This is a genomic window from Streptomyces sp. NPDC059477, assembly GCF_042749375.1.
Classification (GTDB): domain Bacteria; phylum Actinomycetota; class Actinomycetes; order Streptomycetales; family Streptomycetaceae; genus Streptomyces.
The window spans coordinates 60,965-77,434 of sequence record NZ_JBHYUG010000005.1 but is presented as its reverse complement, the minus strand read 5'-3'; the positions used below and the strand labels follow the sequence as shown (position 1 = coordinate 77,434).

14 protein-coding genes are annotated in these 16,470 nt (G+C 70.7%); 4 read left to right on the top strand and 10 right to left on the bottom strand.

Annotated elements, in window-relative coordinates; all coding sequences use genetic code 11:
* Positions 1–196: 196 nt before the first annotated feature.
* On the bottom strand, positions 197–1,903 hold the full coding sequence (locus tag ACFXAZ_RS04135; RefSeq protein ID WP_384584946.1) for a glycerol-3-phosphate dehydrogenase/oxidase: 1,707 nt from the start codon (positions 1,901–1,903) through the stop codon (positions 197–199).
* A gap of 360 nt (positions 1,904–2,263) precedes the next feature.
* Between ACFXAZ_RS04135 and ACFXAZ_RS04130 the strand changes: the two genes are divergently transcribed.
* A complete protein-coding gene (locus tag ACFXAZ_RS04130; protein ID WP_384584713.1) occupies positions 2,264–3,472 on the top strand; it encodes a nucleotide sugar dehydrogenase in 1,209 nt (402 codons plus the stop codon).
* A gap of 767 nt (positions 3,473–4,239) precedes the next feature.
* Here the strand turns inward: ACFXAZ_RS04130 and ACFXAZ_RS04125 are convergent.
* The 4 genes from ACFXAZ_RS04125 to ACFXAZ_RS04110 all read right to left on the bottom strand — a co-directional run bounded on the left by ACFXAZ_RS04125 (position 4,240) and on the right by ACFXAZ_RS04110 (position 8,720).
* Complete coding sequence (locus ACFXAZ_RS04125) at positions 4,240–5,364, bottom strand: GuaB3 family IMP dehydrogenase-related protein (RefSeq protein WP_384584710.1); 1,125 nt, start codon at positions 5,362–5,364, stop codon at positions 4,240–4,242.
* A 104-nt stretch (positions 5,365–5,468) separates the two neighbouring features.
* Positions 5,469–6,977 (bottom strand): IMP dehydrogenase, encoded by a 1,509-nt coding sequence (gene guaB / locus ACFXAZ_RS04120; RefSeq protein WP_384584707.1) that lies wholly within the window; start codon positions 6,975–6,977, stop codon positions 5,469–5,471.
* Between the two features lie 166 nt (positions 6,978–7,143).
* A complete protein-coding gene (locus ACFXAZ_RS04115; protein ID WP_382680426.1) occupies positions 7,144–7,731 on the bottom strand; it encodes a sigma-70 family RNA polymerase sigma factor in 588 nt (195 codons plus the stop codon).
* Positions 7,732–8,108: 377 nt separating this feature from the next.
* Positions 8,109–8,720, bottom strand: a complete 612-nt coding sequence (locus ACFXAZ_RS04110) for a response regulator transcription factor (protein WP_003948568.1) — start codon at positions 8,718–8,720, stop codon at positions 8,109–8,111.
* A 380-nt stretch (positions 8,721–9,100) separates the two neighbouring features.
* Here ACFXAZ_RS04110 and ACFXAZ_RS04105 point away from each other — a divergent pair, with 380 nt between their 5' ends.
* Positions 9,101–9,430, top strand: coding sequence for a WhiB family transcriptional regulator (locus ACFXAZ_RS04105; protein WP_384584704.1), 330 nt, complete (start codon positions 9,101–9,103; stop codon positions 9,428–9,430).
* Between the two features lie 110 nt (positions 9,431–9,540).
* On the opposite strand, the gene ACFXAZ_RS04100 is transcribed toward ACFXAZ_RS04105, so the two are convergent.
* Positions 9,541–10,482 carry a LysR family transcriptional regulator gene (locus ACFXAZ_RS04100; protein ID WP_384584701.1) on the bottom strand — a complete coding sequence of 314 codons (942 nt, stop codon included), beginning with the start codon at positions 10,480–10,482 and terminating at the stop codon, positions 9,541–9,543.
* An 81-nt stretch (positions 10,483–10,563) separates the two neighbouring features.
* On the opposite strand from ACFXAZ_RS04100, the gene ACFXAZ_RS04095 reads away from it, so the two are divergent.
* Positions 10,564–11,232 (top strand): MOSC domain-containing protein, encoded by a 669-nt coding sequence (locus ACFXAZ_RS04095; protein ID WP_384584698.1) that lies wholly within the window; start codon positions 10,564–10,566, stop codon positions 11,230–11,232.
* An 87-nt stretch (positions 11,233–11,319) separates the two neighbouring features.
* Positions 11,320–12,093, top strand: a complete 774-nt coding sequence (locus ACFXAZ_RS04090) for an SDR family NAD(P)-dependent oxidoreductase (RefSeq protein ID WP_384584695.1) — start codon at positions 11,320–11,322, stop codon at positions 12,091–12,093.
* 164 nt (positions 12,094–12,257) lie between these two features.
* Here the strand turns inward: ACFXAZ_RS04090 and groL are convergent, their stop codons facing one another.
* The 4 genes from groL to ACFXAZ_RS04070 all read right to left on the bottom strand — a co-directional run bounded on the left by groL (position 12,258) and on the right by ACFXAZ_RS04070 (position 16,354).
* The gene (gene groL, locus ACFXAZ_RS04085; protein ID WP_384584692.1) at positions 12,258–13,883 is read right to left on the bottom strand and encodes a chaperonin GroEL; all 1,626 of its coding nucleotides are present in this window, start codon (positions 13,881–13,883) and stop codon (positions 12,258–12,260) included.
* Between the two features lie 111 nt (positions 13,884–13,994).
* Positions 13,995–14,303 (bottom strand): co-chaperone GroES, encoded by a 309-nt coding sequence (groES, locus tag ACFXAZ_RS04080; RefSeq protein ID WP_190121666.1) that lies wholly within the window; start codon positions 14,301–14,303, stop codon positions 13,995–13,997.
* 441 nt (positions 14,304–14,744) lie between these two features.
* Positions 14,745–15,473: a polysaccharide deacetylase family protein gene (locus ACFXAZ_RS04075; protein WP_384584690.1), complete on the bottom strand. Its 729-nt coding sequence runs from the start codon at positions 15,471–15,473 to the stop codon at positions 14,745–14,747.
* Positions 15,470–16,354, bottom strand: a complete 885-nt coding sequence (locus ACFXAZ_RS04070; protein WP_384584943.1) for a polysaccharide deacetylase family protein — start codon at positions 16,352–16,354, stop codon at positions 15,470–15,472. Before ACFXAZ_RS04070 ends, ACFXAZ_RS04075 begins: the two co-directional genes overlap by 4 nt.
* Positions 16,355–16,470 lie beyond the last annotated feature (116 nt).

Genomic DNA, 16,470 nt, shown 5'->3' with positions numbered 1-16,470 from the left:
CGACACCCGATGAACGAACCGACCCCGAACAGAGATCCCGAACCCCTACACCCGTTCGAGTGACATGACCGACGCCCCCCACGACGAACCGTCAGCACGCCTCAACCGTCAGAGCGCCCCAACCCTCAGAGCGCCCCGCCCGTCAGTGTGCCGCCCCCCATGAGGATTCAGCGCGGCCCCACCAAAGCCGCCCCCGTCACAGCGGCACGATGTCCGGCGCCCCCAGCCGCGCCGCGTCCGCCGTCAGGTCGTCCGGCTGGCGCTGGGACTCCCGCTCGGCCTGCACCCGCTTCTCGTAGTGCTCGACCTCGCGCTCGATCTGGCCCTCGTCCCAGCCGAGCACCGGAGCCATCAACCCGGCGGCCTCCCGGGCACTGCGCGTACCCCGGTCGAAGGTCTCGATGGAGATCCGGGTACGCCGGGTCAGCACGTCGTCCAGATGCCGCGCCCCCTCGTGCGAGGCGGCGTAGACGACCTCGGCGCGCAGATAGTCGTCGGCGGCCTGGAGCGGCTCGCCCAGCGAGGAGTCGGCGGCGATCAGGTCGAGGACCTCCTCGGCCAGTGACCCGTACCGGTTCAGCAGATGCTCCACGCGCACCACATGGATGCCGGTCCGCGCGGCGATCCGCGCCCGCGCGTTCCACAGCGCCCGGTAGCCCTCCGCGCCCAGCAGCGGGATGTCCTCGGTGACACAGTCGGCAACCCGCATGTCCAGCCCGCGCACGGCCTCGTCCACCGCGTCCTTGGCCATCACCCGGTACGTCGTGTACTTGCCGCCCGCCACCACCACCAGGCCCGGCGCCGGATGGGCCACGGTGTGCTCGCGCGACAGCTTGCTGGTGGCGTCCGACTCACCGGCCAGCAGCGGGCGCAGCCCGGCGTAGACCCCCTCCACGTCGTCGCGGGTCAGCGGCACCGCGAGCACCGAGTTGACGTGCTCCAGCAGATAGTCGATGTCCGCGCTGGAGGCGGCCGGGTGCGCCTTGTCGAGGCTCCAGTCGGTGTCGGTGGTGCCGATGATCCAGTGCCGCCCCCAGGGGATGACGAACAGCACGGACTTCTCCGTCCGCAGGATCAGCCCGGTCGTGGAACTGACCCGGTCCTTGGGCACGACGAGGTGGATCCCCTTGGAGGCCCGGACGTGGAACTGCCCGCGCTCGCCCACCATCGCCTGGGTGTCGTCGGTCCACACACCCGTGGCGTTGACGATCTGCTTGGCGTGGATCTCGTACTCCCCGCCCGCCTCGACGTCCTGCACGCGCGCGCCCACGACCCGCCCGCCCTCGCGCAGGAAACCCGTCACACGCGCGCGGTTGGCGACCTTCGCGCCGTACGCCGCCGAGGTCCGCACCAGCGTCGCCACGTACCGCGCGTCGTCCATCTGCGCGTCGTAGTACTGCAACGCCCCGACCAGCGCGTCCTTCTTCAAGCAGGGGGCGACCCGCAGGGCGTGACGGCGGGTCAGATGGCGGTGGGTGGGCAGCCCGCGCCCATGGCCGCGGGCCAGCGACATCGCGTCGTAGAGGGCGACGCCCGAGCCCGCGTACAGCCGCTCCCAGCCCTTGTGCTGGAGCGGGTACAGGAACGGCACCGGCTTGACCAGGTGCGGGGCGAGCCGCTCCAGCAGCAGACCGCGCTCCTTGAGCGCCTCGCGCACGAGAGTGAAGTCCAGCATCTCCAGATAGCGCAGCCCGCCATGGATCAGCTTGCTGGACCTGCTCGATGTGCCCGACGCCCAGTCGCGGGCCTCCACCAGCCCCGTGGACAGTCCGCGGGTGACCGCGTCCAGGGCGGTGCCCGCGCCGACCACCCCACCGCCCACGACCAGCACATCCAGTTCACGCTCGGCCATTGATGCCAGGGACTCGGCGCGCTGCGCCGGCCCCAGTGTCGCTGTCCTCACCGCTGCCTCCCGCTCGTCGGTCACGCCGGCCACACCCGTCGGGCGCTGCCACGGCCGCATCCCCCTGCCCAGATTCTGACCGTCTTGCCCGACTCCGGCCACCACACACCTCCAGCCTGTGGACAACCCACCCGTCCGCGCAACGCGAGAAGGGACGTCCGGCCCGGCGACACAAGGAGGCAATGCCGTATTTCGGTCATATTTACTCCTAGTCTGACATTGCGCTGCCCCGTTCTGTCCACAGGGGTTGCGCACCCGCCCCACCCCTGCTAGCCGCTCCACCCCCCGCACCACCCCCGTACCGCCCCCGCTCTCTGCTCCCGCCAACCGCTTCGGCAACTGGGAAGGACGGCCCACGCCATGCCCGCAGATCTCGCCGTCATCGGACTCGGCGCGCTCGGCCTCCCCCTGGCCCAGGCCGCCGTCGCCGCAGGCATCCCCACCGTCGGCTACCCGACCGGGCCGGAGGCCGGCTCCCTGAGCCCCGCCGACATGCGCCGGATGCTGGCCGACGGCTACCGCCAGGCCCCCGCCCCCGCCGAGCTGGGCCGCGTCCGCTACGCGGTCATCTGCGCGCCCACCCCGCGCGGCCCCGACGGCGACCCCGACCTCGGCCAGGTGGAGAGCGCCGCCCGCACCCTCGCCCCGCGCCTGCGCCCGCACACCACCGTCATCCTGGAGTCCCCGGTCCACCCCGGCACGACCGAGACGTTCCTCCGCCCCCTCCTGGAGGCCGGCTCCGGCCTGCGCGCGGGCCGCGATTTCCACCTCGCCTACTCCCCCAGCCGCGTCGACCCCGGCAACCGCGACTTCACCCCGGCCAACACCCCCAAGGTCATCGGCGGCCTCACCCCCGCCTGCACCGAGTCCGCCGCCACCTTCTACAGCCGCCTCACCGACAAAGTCGTCCGCGCGCGTGGCCTGCGCGAGGCCGAGACCGTGCAGCTCCTGGAGACCAACTTCCGGCACGTCAACATCGCCCTCGTCAACGAGATGGCCGTGCTCTGCCACGACCTCGGCGTCGACCTGTGGGACGTCGTCCGCTGCGCCGAGACCAAGCCCTTCGGCTTCCACGCCTTCCGCCCCGGCCCCGGCGTCGGCGGCCACGCCACCCCCCAGGCCCTCACCGGCCCGGCCGGCCGCGGCCTGCGCATGGTCGAACTGGCCCGGCACGTCAACGAACAGATGCCGCGCTACGTCGTCCAGCGCGCCGCCGCCCTCCTCAACGAGCACGGCAAATCCGCCCGCGGCGCCCGCGTGCTGCTCCTCGGCGTCACCTACAAACCCGACCTCGCCGACCAGCAGGGCACCCCCGCCCACGAGATCGCGATCCGCCTCATGGAACTCGGCGCCGCCGTCAGCTACCACGACCCGCATGTCTCGTCCTGGAACGTCCTGGACCGCCCGGTCCCCCGGGCCGACTCCCTCTACGAGGCCGCAGCCGACGCCGACCTCACGATCCTCCTCCAGCAGCACCGCACGTACGACCTCCAGGGCCTCTCGGTGAAGGCCCAGCTCCTCCTGGACACCCGGGGAGCCACACCCACGGGGGCGGCGCACAGGTTGTGAGCGGGGGGCGCGTGGGGGTGCGGCGCCGCGAGAGCTGCTGGCGTGGGCCGGGTGGTGCCAGTACGGTGGAGACGGCTGAATCACGGGTGTCCGCCCCCAGTCCCTATGGGGACGGCCGTCCACACCTTGCACAAAAGATCAAAGAGGAGCCCACCGCAGAGGGCACTGCGGCAGGCTCCGACCGACTAACGGGTGTCCGCCCCTAGTTCTCTTGGGGGCGGCCGCTCATCGGCCAGCACAAGGGTGGAGCCCACCGCAGCGGACACTGCGGCAGGCTCCGACCGACTAACGGGTGTCCGCCCCTAGTTCTCTTGGGGGCGGCCGCTCATCGGCCATAGATCCGCAAGATCCACCTCCTCCGGAACTTCACCAGCCGAAGCTGAAGACGGTCCCAGCGGGTGGGCTTGCGGTGACGTCCCATGGGCACGCCCCCTTCCATGACGCCACCCATAGGCCCGGTAGGCGGCTCATGTGGAATTCGGGCCGGGCCCCGAGGGCCGGGGTCCGGAACGCTCTCCTTGGAAGGGGGCGTCCCAGAGAACTGGGGCGCCGGACACGGACGTTACCGCCCCGCTTCGCCCATTCAGCCCACATCCACCCCGAACGCAACCGTGCGCCCCCGCCTCGCACAACACGCCCCCACCAGCGCGTTCAGGCACGCAAAAGGGGCCCGGCCACCCCCCAGGGCAACCGGACCCCTCCGCTCAAGCCGACAGCCAATAGCCGGCAGCCGACAGCCGATCGGGCGAATCAGTCAGAGCGCGGCGTCACCGCTTGTGCTGCGAGTCCGCCACCGTGACCTCCACCCGCTGGAACTCCTTCAGCTCGCTGTACCCGGTGGTGGCCATCGCCCTCTTCAGCGCGCCGAAGAAGTTCATCGAGCCGTCGGGGATGTGCGACGGGCCGGTGAGGATCTCCTCGATCGTGCCGACCGTGCCGAGGTCGACCTTGTTGCCGCGCGGCAGCTCCTCGTTGACGGCCTCCATGCCCCAGTGGTGGCCCCTGCCCGGCGCGTCGGTGGCGCGGGCCAGCGGCGAGCCCATCATCACCGCGTCGGCGCCGCAGGCGATCGCCTTGGACAGGTCACCGGACCAGCCGACCCCGCCGTCCGCGATCACATGCGCGTACCGGCCACCCGACTCGTCCATGTAGTCACGGCGGGCGGCGGCGACATCCGCCACCGCCGTGGCCATCGGGACCTGGATGCCGAGCACATTGCGCGTGGTGTGGGCGGCGCCCCCGCCGAAGCCGACCAGGACACCCGCCGCGCCCGTGCGCATCAGATGCAGGGCGGCGGTGTACGTGGCGCAGCCGCCGACGATCACCGGGACATCGAGTTCGTAGATGAACTGCTTCAGGTTCAGCGGCTCGTGCGAGGACGAGACATGCTCCGCCGAGACCGTCGTACCGCGGATGACGAACAGGTCCACGCCCGCGTCCACCACGGCCTTGGAGAACTGGGCCGTGCGCTGCGGGGAGAGCGCGGCGGCGGTGACCACACCGGCGTCGCGCACCTCCTTGATGCGGGCGCCGATCAGCTCTTCCTTGATGGGCGCGGCGTAGATCTCCTGGATCCGGCGGGTGGCGGACCCGGCGGGCAGCGCGGCGATCTCGTCGAGCAGCGGCTGCGGGTCCTCGTAGCGGGTCCACAGCCCTTCGAGGTTCAGTACGCCGACACCGCCCAGCTCGCCGATGCGGATCGCGGTGGCCGGGGAGACGACCGAGTCCATGGGGGCGGCCAGGAAGGGCAGCTCGAAGCGGTAGGCGTCGATCTGCCAGGCGATCGAGACCTCCTTCGGGTCGCGCGTACGGCGGCTGGGGACGACGGCGATGTCGTCGAAGGCGTATGCCCGGCGCCCGCGCTTGCCGCGCCCGATCTCGATCTCAGTCACGTGTGTGGCCTCTCCCTTTGCGTTCAGCGCCTTCCAGTATCACCGACCGGCACGGCGAGGGCGGCCCCGGAGTCTCCGGAGCCGCCCTCGGCACGCCGTGCGGACTACTTGCCCCGGCTGTAGTTCGGCGCCTCGACCGTCATCTGGATGTCGTGCGGGTGGCTCTCCTTGAGGCCCGCGGAGGTGATCCGGACGAACCGGCCGCCCTCCTGGAGGTCGGGCACGGTCCGGCCGCCGACGTAGAACATCGACTGGCGCAGCCCGCCGACCAGCTGGTGGACCACGGAGGCGAGCGGGCCGCGGTAGGGCACCTGGCCCTCGATGCCCTCGGGGACCAGCTGCTCGTCGGAGGCGACGCCCTCCTGGAAGTAGCGGTCCTTGGAGAAGGACTTGCGGTCGCCGCGGGTCTGCATGGCGCCCAGCGAGCCCATGCCGCGGTACGACTTGAACTGCTTGCCGTTGATGAACAGCAGCTCGCCCGGCGACTCCTCGCAGCCCGCGAGCAGCGAGCCCAGCATGACCGTGTCGGCGCCCGCCACCAGGGCCTTCGCGATGTCGCCGGAGTACTGGAGGCCGCCGTCGCCGATCACCGGGACGCCGGCCGCCTTGGCGGCGAGGGCCGCCTCGTAGATGGCGGTGACCTGCGGGACGCCGACGCCGGCGACCACGCGGGTCGTACAGATCGAGCCGGGGCCCACGCCCACCTTGATGCCGTCCACGCCGGAGTCGATCAGGGCCTGGGCGCCGTCGCGGGTGGCGACATTGCCGCCGATGACATCGACGCCGGAGGAGTTCGACTTGATCTTGGCGACCATGTCGCCGACCAGCCGGGAGTGGCCATGGGCGGTGTCGACGACGATGAAGTCGGCGCCCGCCTCGATCAGCGCCTGGGCCCGTTCGAAGGAGTCACCGGCGACACCGACCGCGGCGCCGACCAGCAGCCGCCCCTCGGAGTCCTTCGCGGCGTTGGGGTACTTCTCGGCCTTGACGAAGTCCTTGACCGTGATCAGGCCCTTGAGGACGCCGCCGCCGTCGACCAGCGGCAGCTTCTCGATCTTGTGGCGGCGCAGCAGCTCGATGGCGTCCATGCCGGAGATGCCGACCTTGCCGGTGACCAGCGGCATCGGCGTCATGACCTCGCGCACCCGGCGGGTGCGGTCGGTCTCGAAGGCCATGTCGCGGTTGGTGACGATGCCCAGCAGCTTCTTGTCGCCGTCGGTGACCGGGACGCCGCTGATGCGGAACTTGGCGCACAGCGCGTCGGCCTCGGCGAGCGTGGCGTCCGGGTGGATGGTGATCGGGTCGGTCACCATGCCGGACTCGGACCGCTTGACCAGGTCGACCTGGTTGGCCTGGTCCTCGATGGACAGATTGCGGTGCAGAACGCCGACGCCGCCCTGGCGGGCCATCGCGATCGCCATGCGCGATTCGGTGACCTTGTCCATGGCGGCGGACAGCAGCGGGATGTTGACCCGCACGTTCTTGGAGACGTACGAGGCGGTGTCGATCTCGTCAGGAGCCATGTCCGACGGGCCCGGCAGCAGCAGCACGTCGTCGTAGGTCAGCCCGAGTGTCGCGAATTTCCCGGGCACTCCGTCGACGTTGGCAGTCATGACACCTTCCCCATATGGCCTTGCTCGGTGCGGATGTCCATGCTAACGGGAAGCGGGGGCACCTCATTCCACGGTTCAGCGGGCCGAACGGCTTCGTATGTTCGTACGGAAGACAGGGCATCCCGCGTACAGAACGGCTGCCCAGTGGCCTCGGGGAAGGAGCCGCCTACTGCTCGGCGAGCGCCCGCAGTCTGCTCAGGGCCCGGTGCTGGGCCACCCGGACCGCGCCCGGTGACATTCCCAACATCTGGCCCGTCTCCTCCGCGGTCAGGCCCACGGCGATCCGCAGCAGCAGCAGCTCGCGCTGGTTCTCGGGGAGGTTGGCCAGCAGTTTCTTGGCCCATTCCGCGTCGCTGCTGAGCAGGGCGCGCTCCTCGGGGCCGAGGGAGTCGTCGGGCCGCTCGGGCATCTCGTCGGACGGCACGGCCGTGGAACCGGGGTGGCGCATCGCGGCGCGCTGGAGGTCGGCGACCTTGTGCGCGGCGATGGCGAAGACGAACGCCTCGAAGGGGCGGCCCGTGTCGCGGTAGCGCGGCAGGGCGAGCAGGACGGCGACGCAGACCTCCTGCGCCAGGTCCTCGACGAAGTGCCGCGCGTCGCCCGGGAGCCGGGACAGCCGGGTGCGGCAGTAGCGCAGCGCGAGGGGGTGGACATGGGCGAGCAGGTCGTGTGTGGCCTGCTCGTCCCCGTCGACGGCGCGATGGACGAGCGCACCGATCGCCCCGTGGGCAGTGCCCGCCTCGTCGTCGCGCATCGGACCATGGTGCCTTGGCGCTGTCGCCTCCGTGGCACCGCCTTGGTGGTTGTGCACCGAAGCGTTATGAGCAGGTGCGCCGGAACTCATCCCCTGCGCCCTCCCCTTCCGCTCGACCGACTCGTCCGCGAGGAACTCCACACCTCAAGGATGCGGCATCCGCGGCGAAACGAGCAGCGGGCGTCCGAAGGACCGCCGAACCACCGCCGAACCACCCCCGTCCGCCACCCGGCAGACGGGGCTTTCACGACGTTCACGGTCCGAGCGGCGACGCGCGCGCTCCCTCGACCGGCGGGCGCCTGGCAGGCCCCGGTACCGCGGGCCTGCACCAGACAGCGGGTCCACGGGCCCCTTGCGAGGACCCGGGCCGGCAGGGCCTAACGGACCAGCCCCCACCGGAAGCCCAGCGCCACCGCGTGGGCCCGGTCGGACGCGCCGAGCTTCTTGAACAGCCGGCGCGCGTGGGTCTTCACCGTGTCCTCGGAGAGGAACAGCTCACGGCCGATCTCGGCGTTGGAGCGGCCGTGACTCATGCCCTCCAGCACCTGGATCTCGCGTGCGGTGAGCGTCGGCGCGGCGCCCATCTCGGCGGAGCGCAGCCGGCGCGGGGCCAGTCGCCAGGTGGGGTCGGCGAGCGCCTGTGTCACCGTGGCCCGCAGTTCGGCGCGCGAGGCGTCCTTGTGCAGATAGCCGCGGGCCCCGGCGGCGACCGCGAGGGCCACTCCGTCGAGATCCTCGGCGACGGTGAGCATGATGATGCGCGCTCCTGGATCGGCGGACAGCAGCCGCCGTACGGTCTCGACGCCGCCCAGTCCGGGCATGCGTACGTCCATCAGAATCAGGTCCGAGCGATCGGCACCCCAGCGGCGGAGGACTTCCTCGCCGTTGGCCGCCGTCGTCACTCGTTCGACGCCGGGCACGGTCGCAACCGCGCGCCGCAGCGCTTCTCGGGCAAGCGGGGAGTCGTCGCAGACGAGGACGGAAGTCATGGCCGCCCTCCGCAGCTGATGCGCGTCACCTTGAGCCTCCAGGCTGGTACGTATCGTCACCTGTGCGGTCGACCGTCTCGGACGCTTGCCCGAGCGCATGTGTTTTCAACCGCCACCGCACTCTCAACGACGGTCACTCGAAAGAGTTACGGGGCCGTACGCCGTCTCCGGCACTCTACGTGAGGGGACGGACACAGTGCAGACATGCACAACGGACCCTCAAGGTTTCGTCACAAGGTATGCCCCATTTGGCCTATTTTCTTCCCTTTTGCTGGTGTCTGAGGCTAGATTCGCAAGTGGTCATATTTTCATCTCCTTAGATCGTAGTTGTACGGTCGTGGGCACCGTATCCGCTCAGAACGGCTACAAGGGGTCACGTAATGGCAGATTTCTCCCGCCTTCCCGGACCGAACGCGGACCTGTGGGACTGGCAGCTGCTGGCTGCCTGCCGCGGGGTCGACAGCTCGCTCTTCTTCCATCCGGAGGGTGAGCGCGGTGCGGCACGAAGCGCTCGTGAGAACTCGGCCAAGGAGGTCTGCATGAGGTGCCCGGTCCGCGCGGAGTGCGCGGCGCACGCACTGGCGGTGCGTGAGCCGTACGGCGTGTGGGGCGGGCTCACCGAGGACGAGCGCGAAGAGCTGATGGGACGGGCGCGCAACCGGCTGGTGCCGGCGACGGCCAATGGCGGCCATGGCGCCCCACATAACTGAAGTAACGTTTCTTCACGCCGGGCACGCCTAGACGTGCCCTTATGTGCGTACGCCTCTGTGTACGTACGCCCCCCTCCATGTACGTACGCCTCCGGCCGGTTCCACCGTGCCTATCGGGTCGCCGCGCCCGCTCGGGCCGCCGCCCGTTCCAGTTCGTCCAGGGTCGCCGCTACCGCCGGGACCTGGGCCAGATCGGGCAGGGTCAGGGCGACGATCTCGCGCCGGACCGGCGGTTCCAGGGTGACCGTGCGCGCGCCGCGCGGCCGGACCGACTCCACCGCGAGCTGGGGCAGGACGGCCACGCCGAGTCCGGCGCCGACCAGGCCGACCACCGCCGGGTAGTCGTCGGTGGCGAAGTCGATGCGGGGGGTGAACCCCGCGCTCTCGCACACCTCGATCAGCTGGCCCCGGCAGCGCGGACAGCCGGCGATCCACGGCTCACCGGCGAGTTCACCGATGGCGACGGACGCGGCGCGGGCCAGCCGGTGCCGTTCGGGTACGAGGGCCACCAGACGGTCGCGCAGCAGGGGCCGTACGACCAGGTCGTGCCATTCTCCTGTGTCCTCTGCGTCCCCCGCGTCATCGGCGCCCGCCGCGCCCTCGTAGCGGAAGGCGAGGGCGAGGTCGCAGTCGCCGTCCCTGAGCAGTTCCACCGAGCGCGGCGGTTCGGCCTCCTCCAGGGAGACCCGGGTGCCGGGGTGGGCGGCGCGCAGGGCGGCCAGCGCGGTGGGGACCAGGGTGGAGCTGCCGCTGGGGAAGGAGACCAGCCGGACCCGTCCGGCGCGCAGCCCGGCGATGGCGGCGACCTCCTCCTCGGCGGCCGTGAGCCCCGAGAGGATCCCGGCGGCATGCCGGACCAGCGCCTCGCCCGCCTGGGTCAGCCGCATCTCACGGCCGCTGCGGATCAGCAGCGGGGTGCCCACGGACGCCTCCAGGGCCTTCATCTGCTGGCTGACGGCGGGCTGGGTGCAGCCCAGCTCACGCCCCGCCGCCGAGAAGGAACCGGTGGTGGCGACGGCACGCAGGACACGGAGATGGCGGGCCTCGATCACCCTTCGAGCATAAGCGGACCTTGGGGAGTGCGGCGAATACGGCGTCGCGCCTTTGGGGGTGGTCGGCTTACCGTTCCTGTCATGAAGCTGCTGTCTGTGAATGTGGGCCGGGCACGTGCCGTGCCGTACACCGACCATCCCGAGGGGGTGACCGGGATCGACAAGCGGCCGGTGCGGGGTCCGGTGCGGGTGGCGGCGCCGGGGCCCAAGGGGATCGGCGGGAGCGGGCTGGCCGGGGACGCCATCGCCTCGCTGCGCCACCACGGCGGCGACGACCAGGCGGTGTACGCGGTGGCGCGCGAGGAACTCGACGCCTGGCAGCGCGAGCTGGGGCGGGAGCTGCCCGACGGGGTGTTCGGCGAGAACCTCACCACCGAGGGCCTCGATGTCTCCGGCGCGCTGATCGGCGAGCGGTGGCGGATCGGGGCAGGGGTGGTGCTGGAGGTGACCAGCGGGCGGGTGCCGTGCCGGACCTTCCAGGGCCATATGGGTGAGGAGCGCTGGGTGAAGCGGTTCACCGAGCGGGCGGCGCCGGGGGCGTATCTGCGGGTGATCGAGCCGGGCGAGATCCGCGCGGGTGACCCGGTGGAGATCGTGCGCCGGCCGGACCACGGGGTGACGGTCGCCCTGCAGTTCCTCGCGGTGACCACCCGCCGGGATCTGCTGCCGGACCTGCTGCCCGCGCGGGAGACGCTGCACCCGGAGTCGGTGGCGGCGATGGACACGTACCTGGCGAAATACAGCTCTTGACGCCACGCCGGTCATCCACACACCTGGTGCCCGGTGAACGGCCTCCCGAGGTCCGCGCGGAGTGGCGCGGGTCACTAATGTTGGGCCATGACAACGGCTCTGATTACGGGATCGACGGCGGGCATCGGTGCCGCGTTCGCCCGGCGGCTGGCCGCCGACGGGCATGACCTGGTCCTGGTGGCGCGCGACGCCGAGCGGCTGCACGAGCAGGCGACCGAACTGCACGACCGGCACGGCATCGAGGCGGAGGTGCTGCGCGCCGACCTCGCCGAGGACACCGGCATCGAGGCGGTCGCCACCCGTCTCGCCGACCGCAAGAACGCCGTGGACCTGCTGGTGAACAACGCCGGCTTCGGCCACAAGGGCCGCTATCTCGACGTATCGATGGCCGACGAGCTGCGCATGATGAAGGTGCACTGCGAGGCGGTGCTCCGGCTGACCTCGGCGGCGGCGGAGTCGATGCGCGCGCGGGGCCGGGGCGGGGTGGTGAATGTGGCGTCGGTGGCCGCCTTCGTGCCCCGTGGCACGTACGGCGCCTCCAAGGCGTGGGTCGTCCAGTTCACCCAGGGCGCGGCGCGCGACCTCGCGGGCACCGGCGTACGGCTGATGGTGCTGTGCCCCGGTTTCGTCCGCACCGAGTTCCATGAGCGGGCCGGGATGGGTACCGACAACATCCCCGGCTGGATGTGGCTGGACGCCGACAAGGTGGTCGCCGAGGGCCTCACCGACCTCGCCCGCGGCAAGTCCCTGTCCATTCCGGACCCGCGCTACAAGGCGCTGATGGGGGTGGCGAAGGTGGTGCCGCGCGGGATGCTCGGGGGGATCTCGTCGCGGACGGGGCGGAAGTACGGGCCGCGGTAGCCGGGTCGGCCGGTCGGTCAGGTCGTTCCGGTCGTTCGGGTCGGCCGGCTGCGGTGGTACGGGAACACGCGAAGGCCCGGCACCCCGAGTCCAGGGTGCCGGGCCTTTGACGTTCCCGTACGGGCGTCGGTGACGCGGTCGTACGGCCGTCAGTTCGCCGTGCGTCAGTGCGAGTGGCCGTGGTGGCCGCCGCCCGCCGCCGGCTCCTCCTCTTCCTTCTTCTCGACGACCAGGGTCTCGGTCGTCAGGAGGAGGGAGGCGATGGAGGCGGCGTTCTCCAGGGCGGAGCGGGTGACCTTGACCGGGTCGATGACGCCGGCCTTGACCAGGTCGCCGTACTCGCCGGTGGCGGCGTTGAAGCCCTGGCCCTTCTCCAGCTCGGCGACCTTGGAGGTGATGACGTAACCCTCCAGGCCGGCGTTCTCGGCGATCCAGCGCAGCGGCTCGACGGCGGCCTTGCGGACCACGGCGACGCCGGTGGCCTCGTCGCCGGTCTTGCCGAGGTTGCCCTCAAGGACCTTGACGGCGTGGACCAGGGCGGAACCGCCACCGGAGACGATGCCTTCCTCGACCGCGGCGCGGGTCGCGGAGATGGCGTCCTCCAGGCGGTGCTTCTTCTCCTTCAGCTCCACCTCGGTGGCGGCGCCGACCTTGATCACGCACACGCCGCCGGCCAGCTTGGCGAGGCGCTCCTGGAGCTTCTCGCGGTCCCAGTCGGAGTCGGTGTTGTCGATCTCGGCCTTGATCTGGGCGATGCGGCCCTGGACCTCGGACTTGTCACCCGAGCCGTCGACGATGGTCGTGTCGTCCTTGGTGACGGTGATCCGGCGGGCGGAGCCGAGCACGTCCAGGCCGACCTGGTCGAGCTTGAGGCCGACCTCCTCGGAGATGACGGTGGCGCCGGTCAGGACGGCCATGTCCTGGAGCATCGCCTTGCGGCGGTCGCCGAAGCCGGGGGCCTTCACCGCGGTGGCGTTGAAGGTGCCGCGGATCTTGTTGACGACGAGGGTGGACAGGGCCTCGCCCTCCACGTCCTCGGCGATGATCAGCAGCGGCTTGGAGGCGTTGGCCTGGATGATCTTCTCCAGCAGCGGCAGCAGCTCCGCGATGGAGGAGATCTTGCCCTGGTTGATGAGGATGTAGGGGTCCTCCAGGACCGCCTCCATGCGCTCCTGGTCCGTCACGAAGTACGGCGACAGGTAGCCCTTGTCGAAGGCCATGCCCTCGGTGAAGTCCAGCTCCAGGCCGAAGGTGTTGGACTCCTCGACGGTGATGACACCGTCCTTGCCGACCTTGTCCATCGCCTCGGCGATCAGGTCGCCGACCTGCTGGTCCTGGGCGGACAGCGCGGCCACGGCGGCGATGTCCGCCTTGTCGTTGATCGGGCGGGCGGTCGCCAGCAGCTCCTCGGAGACGGCGGCGACGGCCGCGTCGATGCCCTTCTTCAGGGAGGCCGGGGAGGCACCGGCGGCGACGTTCTTCAGGCCCTCGCGGACGAGCGCCTGGGCCAGCACGGTGGCGGTGGTGGTGCCGTCACCCGCGATGTCGTTGGTCTTGGTCGCCACCTCCTTCACCAGCTGGGCACCCAGGTTCTCGTACGGGTCCTCCAGCTCCACCTCGCGGGCGATGGTCACGCCGTCGTTGGTGATGGTCGGGGCGCCGAACTTCTTGTCGATGACGACGTTGCGGCCCTTGGGGCCGATCGTCACCTTCACCGTGTCGGCCAGCTTGTTGACGCCGCGCTCAAGGGCGCGACGGGCGTCCTCGTCGAACTTCAGGATCTTCGCCATGACAGCGTGAGCCCTCTCGGAATTCTGGGTGAAATGGCACTGCGCCCCCGGCGCCCGGGTGCATTGGAGTTAGCGGGGGCCAGCGGCGCAGTAGAAGAAAATCTGAGGTGATTACTTCTCGATGATCGCGAGCACGTCGCGGGCCGAGAGGACGAGGTACTCCTCGCCGTTGTACTTCACCTCGGTGCCGCCGTACTTGCTGTACAGGACGACGTCGCCGGTCTTGACGTCGAGCGGCAGGCGCTCGCCGTTCTCGAAACGGCCCGGGCCCACGGCCAGGACGACGCCCTCCTGGGGCTTCTCCTTCGCGGTGTCCGGGATGACCAGGCCAGAGGCCGTGGTCTGCTCGGCGTCGAGCGGCTGGACCACGATGCGGTCCTCAAGCGGCTTGATGGCAACCTTGGAGCTGGTGGTCGTCACGATCCGACCTCCCCCTTCGGAGATCTCACGGGGTTAACTGTCTGAGGTGGCGACCAGGTGGATCCGTCGTCGCGGGTGCCGGACCTGCCCGTCGCGTTGTTGGCACTCTCCAGGGGGGAGTGCCAGACCTGAGACTATGACCGGGATTAGCACTCGGTCAAGCGGAGTGCCAATCGCCTCCGGCGTGGCGGGGGGTTTCTGGTGTGCGCCGGGTTGGTTCGCGCCGGTGTTTTGGGGTGGCTTCGCGCCGTGGGTGGGGTCGGTTGTGTGCCGGGTGCGGGTGGGTTGTGCGCCGGGTGCGGGTGGGTGGGGGCTGGTCGCGCAGTTCCCCGCGCCCCTACCCGGCGGTGCCTGGCCCGGCGACTTCCCGTGATCCTGACCGGCGCTGCCCAACCCAGCGCTCCCACGCCGGCCCGGCAGGATTCACCGGCCGGAAACGGGCTACAGGTAGTCCTCCAGGCGGGCCACCCTCAGTCCCCGCTGCTCGATCTCCTTCAGGAGTCTGGTCGTGCGGGTCACCAAGGTGGGGCCGGGGGTTTCGTCGGGGGTGACGGAGATGATGTCGCCGGGCATCAGCTGGTGCGGGGCGGTGGTGAAGTGGGTGTCGGTGTCGGTTGCCGTGACGCGCCAGAGGATCAGGGCCTGGATACCGCAGTCCCGGGCCGCCCGCAGGGTCGTGTCGTCGTACATGCCGTACGGCGGGCGGAGCAGTGCCGGGCGGATGCCGAAGCGGGCCTTGAGTTTGTTCTGCTGGCCGCAGATCTCGGCGCGCTGACCGGCGTACGGCAGGCCGCGCAGGGCGGCGTGGTCCATGGTGTGGTTCTGGAGGGTCGCGCCCACCGCGCGCAGCCGGGCGAAGTGGCCGTACCCCGGGCCCGCCACGCTGTCCGTCAGGAACAGGCTGACGGGGAGCCGCCGCTGACGGACCATGTCCACGAAGCGCGGATCGCGCTCCGCCCCGTCGTCGTACGTCAGGAAGACCACGTTGTCCCGGGTCGGGACGCGGGAGAGCACCCGGGGGACGGGGGATGTGCCGGAGGCGCTCGGTGACGTGCCCGGGCCGCCGCCCGCCGACTCCACCCAGGCCGACGGGCCCGGACCCCGGCCGCAGCCCGCCACCGACGAGACGGTGAGGAGCAGCAGCGCGGCGGCCAGCAGGCGGTGCCTCACAGGTAGTCCTCCAGGCGGCCCACCGCGTACCCCTTCTCGGTCACCTTGTCGAGGAAGAGGCGGATCATGTCGGGCATGGTGCCCTCCCAGTCGTCGCGGCCCCGGAAGTGGCTGAGGACGATGTCGCCGGGGTGCAGATCCCGGTCCCACTCGCGGTACTCCCAGTGGTCGACGAACACCTCCTCGTTCCACAGCGGCGCGTGCGTGATGCCGCACGCCTTGGCGGCCACCAGGGTGTCCTTGTTGTAGTTGCCGAAGGGCGGGCGGAAGAGCACGGGGCGCTTGCCGTACCGCTTGTCGATCACGTCCTGCATGCCGCAGATCTCCTGCTTCTGCTGCTCGTAGGACAGGCCCGGCAGATAGGGGTGGTCGAGGGTGTGGTTGTTCAGGACGACGCCCCTGGCCTGCATGTCCTTGAAGTGGGCGTAGTCCTCCTTGACGAGGTAGTCGCTGATGAACGCCGTGTACGGCACCTTCAGCTCGCTCATCATCCGCAGGAACTCCGGGTCCTTCTCGGCCCCGTCGTCGATGGTGAGGAAGACGACCTTCTCGCGGGTGGGGATGGTGGTGAAGACGGGCGGCAGACCCTCCTCCACATGGCCGTCGACCTCGAAGCCGTCGCGGGTGGTGATGACCGGTTTCTTCGCCGGGGGCGCGGGGGGCGTGAGCGGGGGCGTCTTCAGGCCCCAGCGCTTGGCGGCGGCCACCACCGCCTGCCGCTCGGCGCGCTGGCGGGCCGCCACGTCCTGCGGGCCGCCGCCGTTCTGCTGTCCGGGCGCGGACTTGACGGACGATCCGGAAACGGAGACCGAGCCGGAGGGCGCGCCGTCCAGCCCGCAGCCCGACGCGAGCGCGGTGATCGCCAGCGCGGCCACGCCCATCCGCGCCGGGGCCCGCCCTGCGCACCCAGCCACCCTATTTTTATCCTTTTGTACGACTTCTCCCATGCCCTCGGATCCTGGCAGCCCCCCGTCCCCTCCCCCCGCCGACACCGCCA

Excerpts from the sequence above, each read along its gene's own strand:
- ACFXAZ_RS04130 (WP_384584713.1), top strand. The coding sequence starts at position 2,264 with ATGCCCGCAGATCTCGCCGTCATCGGACTCGGCGCGCTCGGCCTCCCC.
- guaB (WP_384584707.1), bottom strand. The coding sequence starts at position 6,977 with ATGACTGCCAACGTCGACGGAGTGCCCGGGAAATTCGCGACACTCGGG.
- ACFXAZ_RS04115 (WP_382680426.1), bottom strand. The coding sequence starts at position 7,731 with ATGCGCGACGACGAGGCGGGCACTGCCCACGGGGCGATCGGTGCGCTC.
- ACFXAZ_RS04110 (WP_003948568.1), bottom strand. The coding sequence starts at position 8,720 with ATGACTTCCGTCCTCGTCTGCGACGACTCCCCGCTTGCCCGAGAAGCG.
- ACFXAZ_RS04105 (WP_384584704.1), top strand. The coding sequence starts at position 9,101 with ATGGCAGATTTCTCCCGCCTTCCCGGACCGAACGCGGACCTGTGGGAC.
- ACFXAZ_RS04095 (WP_384584698.1), top strand. The coding sequence starts at position 10,564 with ATGAAGCTGCTGTCTGTGAATGTGGGCCGGGCACGTGCCGTGCCGTAC.
- ACFXAZ_RS04090 (WP_384584695.1), top strand. The coding sequence starts at position 11,320 with ATGACAACGGCTCTGATTACGGGATCGACGGCGGGCATCGGTGCCGCG.
- groL (WP_384584692.1), bottom strand. The coding sequence starts at position 13,883 with ATGGCGAAGATCCTGAAGTTCGACGAGGACGCCCGTCGCGCCCTTGAG.
- ACFXAZ_RS04070 (WP_384584943.1), bottom strand. The coding sequence starts at position 16,354 with ATGGGCGTGGCCGCGCTGGCGATCACCGCGCTCGCGTCGGGCTGCGGG.